Raw genomic sequence first — 14,564 nt, forward strand, 5'->3', positions numbered from 1 at the left:
AATAAAAACCCTCTAGAATAAATTCCTAGAGGGTTGAAAAAGTCCATGTTAAAAAACGGCACACGAGTGCTTACAAAAACTCGCTAACGTTTCACATTGTCCCTTCTCAGCCTCTCTGGACTGCCATTAAAGGTGAACACTATTTAATTGAATTCGTGATTACTTACTTGCTCTCGTCAAGTTGTTTCATTCACTGTTGTTAGTATAGGCTGGTTTTATTGTACTGTCAACCTATTTTCAAAGATCATTCATGCCCCGCGAAATGTTCTATTAATGAGAATTATCTGACCTTTTCGATAAACGAAAGACTCTCTCTAATATTCTAATAAAGTATGTGCTAGTTTAGGCTGGCTAAGCACATGCCCTTATTTTTTTAGGTAAAGAAATAAGGCACCTCCTGTTCAATATCGAACAAGAAGTGCCCTCTATAACATAATCTCAGAAAATCACTCAGTCTCAGCTTTTTTTACTGTTGCTTGAGCGCGCATTTCTGTTAATAATTGTTCAAATTCTGCTGGTAGTGCTGATTCAAACTCGATATATTCTTTCGTTACAGGTTGAATAAAGCCTAATACGCCAGCATGTAGCGCTTGCCCTCCGAAATCAATTGTCTTTTTCGGACCATATTTCGGGTCACCTGCAAGAGGATAGCCAATATAATTCATATGCACACGAATTTGATGCGTACGACCTGTTTCTAAACGGCATTCTACTAAAGTAAAATTACCAAAGCGCTCTAATACAGTGAAATGTGTTACAGCATGCTTGCCTTTATCAACAATCGCTTGTTTTTGACGATCTTTTGCATCACGTCCGATTGGCGCATCAATTGTTCCTTTATCATGTGGAATATGACCATGTACAAGCGCTGTATATTTACGTGTAACCGATTTTTCAACTAATTGATTCACTAGCCCTTCATGCGCCACATCATTTTTTGCGACCATTAGTAAGCCCGATGTATCTTTGTCGATACGGTGTACAATGCCTGGTCGTGCTACACCATTAATGCCTGATAAATCCGTACAATGATGCATTAAACCATTTACTAACGTACCGCTTGCATGACCTGGTGCTGGATGAACAACCATACCACGTGGCTTGTTGACAACTAATACATCGTCATCTTCAAAAATGATTTCTAAATTTAAATCTTCTGCAATAATTTCTAATTCTTCTACTTCTGGCACGTCCACTTCCACAACGTCGCCTTCTTTTACTTTATATTTCGCTTTTACTTTCACGCCATTCACGGTAATAAGATCTTTATCTACCCAAGTTGAAATTTGTGAACGTGACCAAGTTTCTTCTATCTGTGAAAGTGCCTTATCCAAACGCTCTCCAGCGAACTGTTCGATTGTTAATGTAACTACTGTCATTTCTTCACCTTTTTCTTTTCTGCTTTTTCTTCTAAAATAATCGTAATAAAGAGCATGACTACTGCGATTGATAATGCAGCATCCGCAATATTAAAAATCGGGAAGTCATATTTGATGATTGGAATGAAAACATCGAAAAAGTCCACTACTTCTCCACGGAATAGTCGGTCGATAAAATTCCCTAATGCACCGCCTAATAATAGCATTAAACTAATTTGAAATAGCGGCTTACCTTTTGCCTCTGTATGGTAAAAATACAAAATCGCAATGATGACGCCAATTGTCACAATCGTAAATAACCACATTTGCCCTTCAAGCATTCCCCATGCAGCGCCACGGTTACGATGTGATAATAGACCAAACCACGGATCCCATATACTAATTCGTTCGCCTAACTCCATATTTTTCACGACAAGCCATTTTGTCCATTGATCAATAATGACTGCAAATAATGCTAATCCGTAATATTTATACATAGCAAATCCTCCGTTTACGATATATCTTTCCTATTTTAACATAACTCTATGTTTGAACGACAATTTTAACGAAAGAAACATCAATAGAAAAACACCTCTCGTGACATAATCGCCTTTCATTTCCCACCTTATTCCCAGAGAACTCACGGCTATTCTTTTACAGCTACTTATAATCGGTCATTTTTTAACGCTGTGATTAAATGCTTCACTTGTATATTAAATGTAATCATATCATTCGCATTATACGATTTATTTTCAGAAAATCGATATAAATGTTCGATTTGTTCCATTGATAGTTTTGAAGATCCGACAATTTGCTCTAATAACATTTGAAATGATACAACTTGATTTAATGTCTGACTCGTTGCTTGTTGAATGGCTACCATATTTTCTGCAAGGAGCGCTTCTGATTGCTCAATCCGACCAAAATATTGTTTTGTTTCAGCAGACATTTGCTGTGTCTTTTGAATCGTTTGCTGCTCTTGATGAATATTCACAACAACGTCTTCCATATGTTGAACGATGTCATGCACTTTTCCGTTAATTTGAATAAGCGCATTTTTACTTTGCTCTGCTAACTTCCTTACTTCAGCCGCCACCACCGCAAATCCTTTGCCATGTTCACCTGCACGAGCTGCTTCAATCGATGCATTTAATGCTAATAAATTCGTTTGATCTGCAATGGCACTAATTAACTTTGCAAAATCTATAATTTCTTTCGTTTGTTGTTGCACTGCGCCAATCGATTGTCCAAATTGTTCAAAAACCTCACGAACATTTTCCATTTGGTCATATAGCTCATTCATTTGATTGCTACCTTCGACAATGAGCTGACGATTTTTTTCAACTTGTGCTTCAACCTTCGTAGTAATATGTTGGATTTCTTCCGTCTCTTGAACAATGGAATGCGCGCGTTCATTTGAAGTTTGTAACAGCTGCTGATCTTGCTGAATGGATTCAGAAATAACCGTTATGCGTTCCATAAACAGGCTATCACTTTCTGTATTTTTCGTATTCGTTGCATGCAATAAATCTAATAACTCTTCTACACTTGCAATGACTTGGGTACGTTCTTCAAGCGTTAATGCATCGACTTCCTGTTGAAGGTCTTCCGGTAGTTTATTTTTCATAAATAATTGCTTTAACATGTTGTTCACTCCTTTCGTAATTTCCCAAAACCAATAAGGAGCAATGTTTGGTTTAATTGTGACTTATTTAATTGTTCACCATAACTTGAAAAACCACATAAATTTGGCAAAACACTTAACTGCGTATTCAACTTTGAAAACAGTTGCTCATTTTGAAATTGGACTTTACGTAAAATGCAGTTACACCCTAATACACCATGTAACTGTGTAAAACGACCACTAAAATCAGCAATCGTTTTTTCCATTTCAAGCACTGGATTTTTTGGCTCTAATATATCAACGATTGCTCCCTCATACACCTGGCAATAAAACTCAACCTCTCCTGAAGACTTCACTTGAAATGGGGAGGCAATTAAAAAATCCTGATTAAATTTCCGCCCCAGTGGATGTAATGCAAAATGCTTTCCTAAGTCATTTTTAGGAACCTTTAGTAACTCCGCATAAACTTCCGCAGCTGGTCGATTGTTCATTTCATACACAATCCGTTTTTCTGCATCCGCTTTTGTTATTTTGACTTGTTTTCCCGTACTTTTAAATATATTTTCTTTATAAATATAAAAATCTACAACAGGCTTTAAAAAGATTGCCGCTCCACCAGTTGATGTTATTTCACCATTAACACTAACTTTCGTCGTCACAAACTTCGCATCATCACCTGCTGTACCTCCAAAAATCGGAAATCCATCGTAGTGAAAGATTGAATTCACGACTGACAACATCTTTTCTTCCCCAGCCTTTAAGCCGACTGGAAAAACAAATCCAAGCCCTTCTTTTTCAATCGTCTTTGATCCAACTTGTATGCCGATTGATTTTGCCGCCTGCACTAAATTTCCCCTATCGAAAATTGGATACTTCACGATATCCTTCATCAAAACAGCTTGTACTTTACCAAATTCCCCAGAAAAACTTTGCGCTGACAAACTGTATTCACTATAACCTTGTGGCCCAATTTCACCCGTTGTTGTAACACCGACAATTTGAGCTTGTGGATACTTTTGTTTAAATAATTCTGTTAGTTTTTCGAATGAGTAAACTGTACTTGCAAAAAACAAAACGAAGCCTGGTTCTTTATGTAAATTACGCGCTATCTCTTCCACTGCTTTTTCTGGCTGACGCGTTGTCGTTAACGTTGAGTAAATATAATCCATCGATGATCCCCTCCTACAAAACTGTATTCCCCACATTTTATTATTTAAAAAAATTATAACATATATCATATTTCAAATTTAATTCACTGAATGCACTCTAAAAAAAGACCCACCTAGCGATAAAACTAAGTAAGTAAGTAAGTCAGTCTCCCAGTGAATCATTTAGCTAAAGAAAAAACGGAGCGCAGCCATCGTTATCACTCCCGCAACAACTGTTTTTGACAAGCTTTTCGTCACTAATGCAACGAGTAAAGTTGGAATAAACGCGCACAAATGAAGCCAATCAATCGTCACTAGTTGCGCTTCTTTCACAAACATCCCTTCAATAACAAGCGCTGATAAAATACATACCGGTATGTAAGCAAGCCATCTCAACACAACATCAGGCATTTTGACGTTTTTCACAAAAACAAACGGTAAAATTCGCGGCAACCAAGTGACAACTGCACAACCTAAAATAACAAGTACAATCCAAATTGTCGTCGTCATTTTTCAGTCACCACCCCAATCGTCGCTACTGCTAACGTGGACAATAATACCGCTAAATGTCCCGGCACAAAATACAATAAGCCGTACATGCATACAACCATATACACGATTAACTTCAAGTAATGCATAAGCTTCGTTTTTGGAATGCTCGCTAATGTTAAAATTAATAAAGCGACGAACATCGCTACAAGGGCATAATCCAACCCCCATTTCTCTGGATTCGGCAACCATTGGCCAACAACCCCACCAAATGTACAAGCGGCAATCCACGTTGTATAAGCCGTCACATTTAAACCATCCATCCACTTGCCACCGAGACGACCTTCCTTACTTGCAGCCACAACAGAAACCCCAAACGTTTCATCCGTTAATAATGTGCCAAAGCCGATGTTTCGAAGAGTCGAATGCTTTGTAAAATACGGCGCAATTGTTAAGGACATTAATAAATGACGAAGGTTTACAATAAAAATCGTCGCGACAATCGCCGTTACAGGTGCACCTGCTAAATATAAACCACAAAAAATAAATTGTGCCGAACCTGCATATACAAGTACCGACAATAAAAAAATTTCCAATACAGAAATACCTGATGCAATGCCAACAACCCCAAAGGCTACCCCAATACTTATATAACCTAATAACGTCGGAACACAGTCTTTTACACCTTGCATAAAGGTATCTGGTGTATAAGAATTCGACTGGATCTGTTCATTTCCCATTCAAAATCCTCCTAATGAATCGTCTATCTTTTCAGATAACTGAAAATATGTAGAAAGAACGCCATTGCCAAATCGACAATAGCGTTCTCGTTCATGTTATACGTAATAGTTCTCTACCACATCCGCACAACGCTTACATAATGTAGCATGTGCTTCTACTGCACCAACTGTTTCAGTAATTGTCCAGCAACGTTCACATTTTTCACCGTCTGCTTTTTCAACAACAAGTGCTGTTTTTTCTAAAGCTAGGCTGTTTGCCGGTGCATCTTCTTTGCTACCTGCAACTATAAATTGTGAAACGATTGACAGCTGTGCAAAGTCAATTTTTTCATCATTTAATAATTCAGCTGTTTCGCTATCTGCATAAACTGAAATTTTTGCTTCTAATGATTTACCAATCGTTTTCGCATTACGTGCTTCTTCTAATGCTTTTAACACTTCATTACGAACAGCAATTAATTTCGTCCATTTCGTGCGTAGTTCAGTAAAGTTCGCTTTTTCGTCCACTTCAGGGAAGTCCATTAATTGGATCGATTGCACTTTACCTTCTACTTCTACATACTCCCATAACTCTTCCATCGTATGAGGAATCATTGGTGTTAATAATTTTAATAACGCCATTAATGTATCGTACATAACTGTTTGCATTGCACGACGGTTTTTATTATCCGTACCCTCAATGTATACAACATCTTTCGCGATATCTAAGTAGAATGAAGAAAGCTCGATTGCTACAAAGTTATTCACTGTTGAATACACCGTTGAGAAGTCATAACGGTCATATGCTGCACGAATTGTTTTCACAACATCTTGTAAGCGCATATACATGTATTGATCCATCTCACGTAAGTCTTCATAAGCTACACGGTCTGTTGCAGCATTGAAATCTGTTACGTTGCCGTGTAAGAAGCGCAATGTGTTACGTACTTTACGGTATGTTTCAGAAACTTGCTTTAACATATCCATTGAGATACGTACGTCCGCTGTATAATCTACTGATGCTACCCACATACGTAGGATATCCGCACCGTATTGATTCATTACTTTTATTGGATCAATTGTATTACCAAGTGATTTCGACATTTTGCGTCCTTCACCATCTAATACGAAACCGTGTGTTAATAACCCTTTATATGGTGCATAACCGTTAATCGCAACCGATGTGATTAATGATGAGTTGAACCAGCCACGGTGTTGGTCAGAGCCTTCTAAATACAGGTCGGCAGGATATTTCATACCGCGCTCAACAAGTACACCTTGGTGTGACGAACCTGAGTCGAACCAAACGTCCATAATGTCATTTTCTTTCGTGAATTTACCGTTCGGGCTACCTGGATGTGTAAAGCCTTCTGGTAATAATTCATTAGCTTCTTTTTGGAACCAAATATTTGAACCGTGCTCACGGAATAATTTCGAAATGTGCGCGATTGTTTCTGGTGTAATGATTGGTTCATCGTTTTCTGCATAGAAAATTGGAATCGGAACACCCCATGCACGTTGACGAGAAATTACCCAATCTCCACGGTCACGAATCATATTATAAAGACGTGTTTCGCCCCATGCTGGTGTGAATTCAGTCGCTTTTACTGCACCTAATAATTCATCACGGAACATTTCCACAGACGCAAACCATTGTGGTGTTGCACGGTAAATTACTGGTTTTTTCGTACGCCAATCATGTGGATAAGAGTGCTTGAATTTCGATACATTTAACAATGCACCTTCTTCTTTTAGCTTCTCAACGACAATCGGGTTTGCTTTTTCATAGAATAGCCCTTCAAATCCTGGCGCTTCATCTGTATAACAACCACCGTTATCTACTGGAGATAATACTTCTAAGCCGTAACGATTCCCAATTTGATAATCGTCTTCACCATGTCCAGGTGCTGTATGAACACATCCTGTACCTGCATCAGCCGTTACATGATCTCCTACCATTACTAATGAATCACGCTTGTAAATTGGGTGCTCTGCAACAAGCATATCTAGTTCTTGCCCTTTTACTTCTTGAACGATTTGTACATCTTCCCAACCAAAAGTAGTTGATAATGTAGCCAGTAAATCTTTCGCTACGATGTATTTTGAACCATTTGTTTCTGCAACGACATATGTGAATTCAGGATTCACTGAAATACCTAAGTTTGCTGGAATTGTCCAAGGTGTTGTCGTCCAAATAACAAATTTTGCATCTGCTGGCACGACATTTTTAGCATCTTTAATGCCGAAAGCTACATAAATTGAATACGACTCAACATCTTTATATTCGATTTCCGCTTCAGCTAAAGCCGACTCAGAAGATGGTGACCAATAAACAGGTTTTAAGCCTTTGTAAATATAGCCTTTTTCCGCCATTTTACCGAATACTTCAATTTGACGCGCTTCAAATTCAGGTTTTAATGTAATATATGGGTTTTCAAAGTCACCGCGTACGCCTAAACGTTGGAATTGGCCACTTTGGTTCGCGATTTGTTCATATGCATATTTTTCACAAAGCTCACGGAACTCTGCAATCGACATTTCTTTACGCTTAACACCTTTATTTGTTAAAGCTTGCTCGATTGGCAAACCATGTGTATCCCAACCCGGAATATAATCAACATAATAACCTGTCATCGATTTTTGACGGTTAATCATATCTTTAATTACTTTATTTAATGCGTGACCTACGTGGATATCACCATTTGCATATGGAGGGCCATCGTGTAATACGAAGTGTGGGCGACCTGCTGTACGCTCTTTTACTAATTTGTTAATATCCATTTCATCCCACTGTGCTTGAATTTGTGGTTCTTTCGTCGGCAAGCCACCGCGCATTGGGAAATCTGTTTTCGGCATTAATAATGTTTCTTTATACTCTACCATTTTAAAAAGCCTCCTAAAATAATTTAAATGTAAACACCTGTTATAAAATACAAAAAAGCCCCTCATCCCTATGGAAAGGGACGAGGAGCATAACTCTCGTGGTACCACCCTAATTTTGCAATACATCATATTGCCTCATTAGACACTGTAACGTCGTGTAAAACGAAATAGCTTACTAAAAATTTCAGCTATTTAGCTCGGGAGTGATTTTCTGTTAAACTTGCTTCGTTCGAGCTTTCACCATCCTCGAATCGCTTCACCACAAATGTAAACATACTGTCTCCGTCTTTGCCTTTGTTGCAAATTGCATCTCATTAGTTATTTTTCAGTATATGAAAAGGACTATCAGAATGTCAAGCACAATTCATTAATACGTTAATTTTCCTTCTTTTAACATGTCACCTGATTCTTCAGGACGGTTGTGATCTTGGATTTCTGTAAGATCTACATCATATTCTAGTAGATGGTCCCAATCATCTGTATTCAACAAGTCTAATTGCGCTTCAACGAGCATTTTAAAACGATTGCGGAAAACTTTCGATTGTTTCTTTAATTCATCTATTTCAATCGTCACTTTACGCGCTTTTGTCATCGCATCATTTACAATACGATCCGCATTTTTTTCCGCTTCTCTTACAATTAGCTTTGATTCTTTTTGAGAGTTGCGACGGACTTCATCAGCAGCCTCTTGAGCTACAACGATTGATTTTTGTAATGTTTCTTCCAGTGAACTATAATGTTTCATTTGTTCTGACATGGATTTTACTTTGTCTTCTAACTCTTTCTTTTCACGTAAAAGAATCTCATAATCTTTAATAATTTGATCTAAAAATTCATTTACCTCGTCTTCTGCATAACCACGGAATCCACGTGTAAATTCTTTATTATGTATATCAAGAGGTGATAATGGCATATCGTTCGACTCTCCTTTGCACGAATGTATTTAAAACTTATTATAATGGTTTCTACGTTGAATAACATCAAGTTTTCGTAAATAATGCTGGTAATTTATAGTTTTTGCTCTAATCGTCCTATTTGCAATCGGATCTTGTCCTTTTTTGTTCGACCTTCTGTCATAATTATTTTCACTCTTCCGAAGCCCCGAGCAGAAATAATATCCCCTTCTTGTAATTCAAAAGAGGTCGATTCTCGTACAGTCCAGTTTACTTTCACTTTACCCGAACTGATTAAATTTTGTGATTTTTGGCGCGATATATTGGCAACCGTTGCTAAAACCACATCTAAACGCATAGAAGAAACCGTATAGGAACTTTCAATCCATTGCTCTTCATTTTGAAGTAAGGGTACAGTTGATTGGATTTCCTCAACATGCACCTTCACTTTACCAATACCTGTTAAATTTGCACGAACATAGTCCACAATTTCCGTAGCCATTGTAAATTGCACCGTATTTTCAGCTAGACGAATATCGCCAAATTTACTACGATCTAACCCTATCGATAATAACGCACCTAGTACATCTGGATGTTTGATTTGAACAAATTTAGATGGGTAATTGATTGTATAGCACGCAATTTGAAAATCTTCCTTCGTCGCTTGAAAATAAGAAGGTGCAATTAGCATTCGCTGTCTTTCGGCATTTTCAAAAAGCCCATCAGTAAAAACATGGAGGTCCTCTGATTGATGGGTGATTGCCTCGACAATAAATCGTTGCCTTGGATCAAGGAAATCTGTTAACTTCGGGGCATAACGATCCTCCACTTCACGTTGCCATCCGATAACTTGTTCGATAAACGGCTGCTCATCTTTCCGAAAATGTTGAATTACATGCTGCATAAAATCACCTTCCCCTAGTTTTATTTATGTATACCTTCTCACCCAATCGATTTTGCACGAGTGATGTATTCTAATCATATTAAAAAGAACCCCCCTACATTAAAGCAGAGGGATTACATCTTAAAGAAAATATCCAAGTACGATGTATACACCTTGTTGGATGAACATAAGTGCAAATAGTCCAACGATTGGAGAAATATCAATCATACCAATTGGTGGAATAAACTTACGGAAAAAGCCTAAATACGGTTCACATACTGTCTCAAGGAATTTCCCAACAGCTGACTCTTGCAGCGCCGGTATCCAAGACATCAATATGTAACCTATGAGCATAAATCGATATACGAGAAATGCTGTTTCTACTAATGTATAGATCATAGTTTTTTATACCTCTCTACTTAAAAGATTACTCGATTATTCAAACACAAAATTCGATATTTCACCAGATACTTCTACATTTTCAGGAGTACATAGGAATATATCTGTTCCGATACGTTGAATGTCGCCACCTAAAGCATACACTGTTCCGCTTAAAAAATCGATTATTCGCTTCCCTTGATCACGATCAATACGTTGCAAATTAACAACAGTCGCTCGTTTATTTTTTAACTGCTCTGCAATATCTTGTGCTTCTGCATAAACTCGCGGCTCTACTAATACAAGTTTCGAATTCTTTAATGAAGTCGCAGCTTGCAAACTTACGACATTATTTGGAATATCTACTTCACTATTGCGTATTTGCGGCTGAATTTTTCGTTCTTTTTTCATACGATTTTGGATAACCTGCTGCGGCATCTGTTCTTGCTTTGATGATGAAACAGGCTTAGGAGCAGGTTGTTGCTTTGGTGTCGCTTGACCTGGAGCTTGTTCATCTTCCATATCTTCTAGGTAGAAGAATTTGTCGAAAATATTTTTTATGCTCATATTACTTCCTCCTTAGCCAACAAGAGCTGTTCCAATTCTCACAAATGTCGCACCTTCTTCAACTGCAATCTCATAGTCATTTGACATGCCCATCGACAGTTCTGTACATGGTACATTCGGTAAACATAATTGTACAACTTCCTGTTGCAACTGTTTTAACTCACGGAAAACTTGGCGGATTACCTGCTCATCTTCTGTAAAGGGCGCCATCGTCATTAATCCTACAACTTCAATCTTTGTAAACGATTGTAGCTGTTTTACAAATTGTAAAGCTTGCTCTTTAGTTAAGCCTTGCTTAGAATCTTCGCCCGAAACATTTACTTGAACAAAACATTTCACAATAGTTGTTGAACGTTTTTCTATTTCTTCGGCTAAACTTAAGCGGTCTAATGAATGTAAGTAATCAATTTGTGCAATAACCTGTTTTACTTTGCGTGTTTGTAATGAACCGATATAGTGCCATTCCACATCAGAATGAATCGCTTCTAGCTTTTTTGCCAAACCTTCTGGGCGATTTTCACCTAGATGAGTAAGTCCTGCTGTAATCGCTTCTTCTGTACGTGTTACATCTACTTCCTTTGTAACAGCAATGATCTTCACTTCTTGCATTTGATTTGTTCGTAGCTTTGCATTTTCTATTTGTTTTTGAATGAATTCTAATTTTTTTTCTATTTTCGTCACTTTTTTCCCAACTTTACAACAATAGTTTCTTTCATTGTATCAAGGGCGAACATAATTTTCAATGAATAGCGCGACCTATTCCTCGCTTGTTTTTACGAGAATAACATCTTTCCCGACTGTGAGTATATGACTAAATGAGACTTTCCTAGTACTCTCTTCCCCTTGAAATAGGTGATAAAACTTTTTTGGCGTAGCAATAATAAACGCTAAAATGATTCCATCCTTTTCACAAACCTCTGCATCTACAATGTAGCCAATAAACTTTCCACTTGATGCCTCAATAATCTCTTTTTCCTGCACAGATGAAAAACGCATTTTCCCATCCTTTCATTTCAATCAAATGCAACTTGAATTCAACATTATTCATAGGATACAATTAAAAAACACAACAAGATCAAGTTAGACCGAGTTGTGTCATTTTTCATGTTGAGTGTATGAGGGTTCATCCTTTTTTATCGATAATCACGCTTCATCATTTCAATCGCACTCTTTTCGATTCTGGAAATTTGTGCTTGTGAAATCCCTAGAGATTGTGCAATTTCTGTTTGCGTTTCTCCATAATAAAAGCGTTTTGTCACAATCATTTGTTGCCTTACATCTAATTTTTTTAAGCTTTCTTGTACGGAAATAGCCCCGACCCATTGATCTTCCGTGACTTGATCTTTAATTTGATCTATCATAAAAATAGCATCGCCACCATCCGAATAGATTGGCTCTTGCAAGGACATCGGATCTTGTATTGCATCTAACGCAAATAAAACATCCTCTTTTTTCATCTCAATTGCCTGTGCAATTTGTTCAATCGTTGGCTCTACTAAAAATTCTGCAATAAAAGCTTCTTTTGCTTTCATTGCCTTATATGCTATGTCACGTAAAGATCTGGATACACGTAATGAATGGTGGTCACGTAAATGACGGCGAATCTCACCAATAATCATTGGTACAGCATATGTTGAGAAGCGAACGTTATGCTTCAAGTCAAAATTATCAATTGCTTTTAAAAGACCAATACAACCAACTTGGAACAAATCATCCGCCTGCTCACCTCGGTAAGCAAATCGGCCTACAATACTTAGCACTAGACGCAAGTTACAAACAACTAATTCTTCACGAACATAGTCTTCTCCTTGTTGTAAACGAATAAAAAGACTTTTCATTTCCTCATGCTTTAATACGGGTAATGTAGAAGTATCGACTCCGCATAATTCAACTTTAGTACGCATTCAATCTCACCTTCCGGACTTTTCTCTTTCGTTTAAGTTTGTCCGGAATAAAAAACTGTATGCACACCAATTTTAACCATACTTATGCAATCGGCTCATTTAAATGCTCGCGTAAATCTAAAATGATTTTTTTCTCTAAACGCGAAATATAAGATTGTGAAATGCCTAAATGATCAGCCACTTCTTTTTGTGTCATTTCTTCTTTGCCATTTAATCCAAAACGACATTCCATAATGTATTTTTCTCTTGGTGTTAATTTATCAATCGCACCAAACATATGCTGTCTTTCTAGCTTACGTTCAACATCCATTGTAATAATATGCTCTTCTGTTCCTAAAATATCCGATAACAACAACTCATTACCATCTGCATCAGAATTTAAGGGCTCATCTAGCGAAACCTCTCCCTTCATTCGGCTTGTTTTTCGCAAATGCATTAAAATTTCGTTTTCAATACAACGAGAAGCGTAAGTCGCCAATTTAATATTTTTGTCTAAATTAAATGTCTCAATCGCCTTAATTAAGCCAATTGAACCGATACTAATTAAATCCTCTATCGGTGTAGCTGTATTATCAAACCTTCTTGCTATATAAACAACTAAACGCAAATTGCGCTCAATTAGCATATCTCTAGCATGTAAATCTCCGCCCATAAACGCTTCAACGACAACAACTTCTTCTTCTCTTGTAAGTGGAATTGGCAATGAATCATGTCCTCCTATATAATAAGTCCCTTTTTTTAAATACTTGCTAAATAAGTTTAATAATATGTTTTTAATTTTTTGAAGCAATATTCATCCTCCTTTATTATTTTGTAAGAACAGATACATGCGCTATCATTTGAGCTTTTTGTGGGAAACGAGCATCATTTTTTGTAAAAATAACATATTGATTACTATCTGTTTTGTCATTAATTTTAACTTGTGCTCGAAAAGCTGGTACTAAAACGGAGCTATTCTGAACAGTTGTTAGCGGAACAATACGGATATTTTTCCGAAGTTCTTTAGAAAACATTTCAAGAGCTAACGGTTCTTTTTCTGACCATTTTTGTAAGCTCGCTTCAAAAGTGGGCTCTAATTGCTCATGAACTGCTTTAAAAGAGATGAAATGTACAGGCGCTCTGCTCAACGGTTCAAGACATTCATTTCCAGTATCGATATAGGCTAGTAAACTTAATGTTTGATCAAATAGCTCGACCTCACAGTTTGTAACATATTGTTGCTGGACGACTTGTTGTAATTTGTTAAACCAACTTCTTTTCATCAAAAATAAACTACTACAAGCTATGCCTAAACAAAACAAAATATAAGCAAAAATGGAATGTTTCAATAAATAAGGTTGAACCGCACTTAGCAAGCCACCTGCCAGCAATGTTCCCATCATTAACCAGCTACCTTGAACGAAAAAACTGCTCCATCGAAATGAAAATGCAATTCCAATCAAAACAATAAAACTAACAATTGTCATTACGATTGATTCATAAAAAACAACGGCTATAAGCGCACTACAAAAGGCACTACTTATTAATCGCCATGTCTTTATCGGATATCTCGTCACCGCTTGTGTAAATCGAAGTAAAATAATATTGAAGAAAAAATTGAATAAGACGATGAGTTCCCCTACCATGTATTGTTGTTCCTCCTATGACCAAGATTATCACTGCGCTTAAATATAATTTGTCAAACCATAGAAGGGATTCACATAATTTTATAGACATAA

Annotated in this window: 16 protein-coding genes and 1 other annotated feature; all 16 genes read right to left on the minus strand. The window is 37.2% G+C overall.

What is annotated here, in order from left to right; translation table 11 throughout:
- Positions 1-446: 446 nt before the first annotated feature.
- The 16 genes from ACQKIH_RS01290 to ACQKIH_RS01365 all read right to left on the minus strand — a co-directional run bounded on the left by ACQKIH_RS01290 (position 447) and on the right by ACQKIH_RS01365 (position 14,471).
- On the minus strand, positions 447-1,379 hold the full coding sequence (locus ACQKIH_RS01290) for an RluA family pseudouridine synthase (RefSeq protein WP_057985831.1): 933 nt from the start codon (positions 1,377-1,379) through the stop codon (positions 447-449).
- On the minus strand, positions 1,376-1,855 hold the full coding sequence (gene lspA, locus ACQKIH_RS01295) for a signal peptidase II (protein ID WP_057985829.1): 480 nt from the start codon (positions 1,853-1,855) through the stop codon (positions 1,376-1,378). The genes ACQKIH_RS01290 and lspA overlap by 4 nt, the downstream gene beginning before the upstream one ends.
- 167 nt (positions 1,856-2,022) lie before the next feature.
- On the minus strand, positions 2,023-3,003 hold the full coding sequence (locus ACQKIH_RS01300; protein ID WP_427763000.1) for a methyl-accepting chemotaxis protein: 981 nt from the start codon (positions 3,001-3,003) through the stop codon (positions 2,023-2,025).
- Positions 3,004-3,008: 5 nt separating this feature from the next.
- Positions 3,009-4,151 carry an FIST signal transduction protein gene (locus ACQKIH_RS01305; RefSeq protein WP_427763001.1) on the minus strand — a complete coding sequence of 381 codons (1,143 nt, stop codon included), beginning with the start codon at positions 4,149-4,151 and terminating at the stop codon, positions 3,009-3,011.
- A 162-nt stretch (positions 4,152-4,313) separates the two neighbouring features.
- A complete protein-coding gene (locus tag ACQKIH_RS01310; protein WP_427763002.1) occupies positions 4,314-4,640 on the minus strand; it encodes an AzlD domain-containing protein in 327 nt (108 codons plus the stop codon).
- A complete protein-coding gene (locus ACQKIH_RS01315) occupies positions 4,637-5,359 on the minus strand; it encodes an AzlC family ABC transporter permease (RefSeq protein WP_427763004.1) in 723 nt (240 codons plus the stop codon). Before ACQKIH_RS01315 ends, ACQKIH_RS01310 begins: the two co-directional genes overlap by 4 nt.
- Positions 5,360-5,455: 96 nt before the next feature.
- Positions 5,456-8,221, minus strand: a complete 2,766-nt coding sequence (gene ileS, locus ACQKIH_RS01320; RefSeq protein ID WP_427763006.1) for an isoleucine--tRNA ligase — start codon at positions 8,219-8,221, stop codon at positions 5,456-5,458.
- A gap of 73 nt (positions 8,222-8,294) precedes the next feature.
- Positions 8,295-8,519, minus strand: a binding site (T-box leader).
- 69 nt (positions 8,520-8,588) lie between these two features.
- Positions 8,589-9,134 (minus strand): DivIVA domain-containing protein, encoded by a 546-nt coding sequence (locus ACQKIH_RS01325; RefSeq protein WP_427763008.1) that lies wholly within the window; start codon positions 9,132-9,134, stop codon positions 8,589-8,591.
- A 95-nt stretch (positions 9,135-9,229) separates the two neighbouring features.
- Positions 9,230-10,018, minus strand: a complete 789-nt coding sequence (locus tag ACQKIH_RS01330) for a YlmH family RNA-binding protein (protein ID WP_427763010.1) — start codon at positions 10,016-10,018, stop codon at positions 9,230-9,232.
- A 120-nt stretch (positions 10,019-10,138) separates the two neighbouring features.
- Complete coding sequence (locus ACQKIH_RS01335) at positions 10,139-10,396, minus strand: YggT family protein (RefSeq protein ID WP_057985813.1); 258 nt, start codon at positions 10,394-10,396, stop codon at positions 10,139-10,141.
- Between the two features lie 36 nt (positions 10,397-10,432).
- Positions 10,433-10,942 (minus strand): cell division protein SepF, encoded by a 510-nt coding sequence (locus ACQKIH_RS01340; RefSeq protein ID WP_427763012.1) that lies wholly within the window; start codon positions 10,940-10,942, stop codon positions 10,433-10,435.
- Positions 10,943-10,954: 12 nt separating this feature from the next.
- Entirely contained in the window at positions 10,955-11,623 is a 669-nt protein-coding gene (locus ACQKIH_RS01345; protein ID WP_427763014.1) for a YggS family pyridoxal phosphate-dependent enzyme, read from the minus strand.
- Positions 11,624-11,698: 75 nt separating this feature from the next.
- Complete coding sequence (locus tag ACQKIH_RS01350; protein WP_057985807.1) at positions 11,699-11,938, minus strand: PRC-barrel domain-containing protein; 240 nt, start codon at positions 11,936-11,938, stop codon at positions 11,699-11,701.
- A 137-nt stretch (positions 11,939-12,075) separates the two neighbouring features.
- On the minus strand, positions 12,076-12,846 hold the full coding sequence (gene sigG / locus ACQKIH_RS01355; protein WP_057985806.1) for an RNA polymerase sporulation sigma factor SigG: 771 nt from the start codon (positions 12,844-12,846) through the stop codon (positions 12,076-12,078).
- An 82-nt stretch (positions 12,847-12,928) separates the two neighbouring features.
- The gene (gene sigE / locus ACQKIH_RS01360) at positions 12,929-13,636 is read right to left on the minus strand and encodes an RNA polymerase sporulation sigma factor SigE (RefSeq protein WP_057985804.1); all 708 of its coding nucleotides are present in this window, start codon (positions 13,634-13,636) and stop codon (positions 12,929-12,931) included.
- 16 nt (positions 13,637-13,652) lie between these two features.
- The gene (locus ACQKIH_RS01365; protein ID WP_057985802.1) at positions 13,653-14,471 is read right to left on the minus strand and encodes a sigma-E processing peptidase SpoIIGA; all 819 of its coding nucleotides are present in this window, start codon (positions 14,469-14,471) and stop codon (positions 13,653-13,655) included.
- Positions 14,472-14,564 lie beyond the last annotated feature (93 nt).

Source organism: Solibacillus cecembensis, from assembly GCF_050272495.1.
GTDB classification, from domain to species: Bacteria; Bacillota; Bacilli; order Bacillales_A; family Planococcaceae; genus Solibacillus; species Solibacillus cecembensis.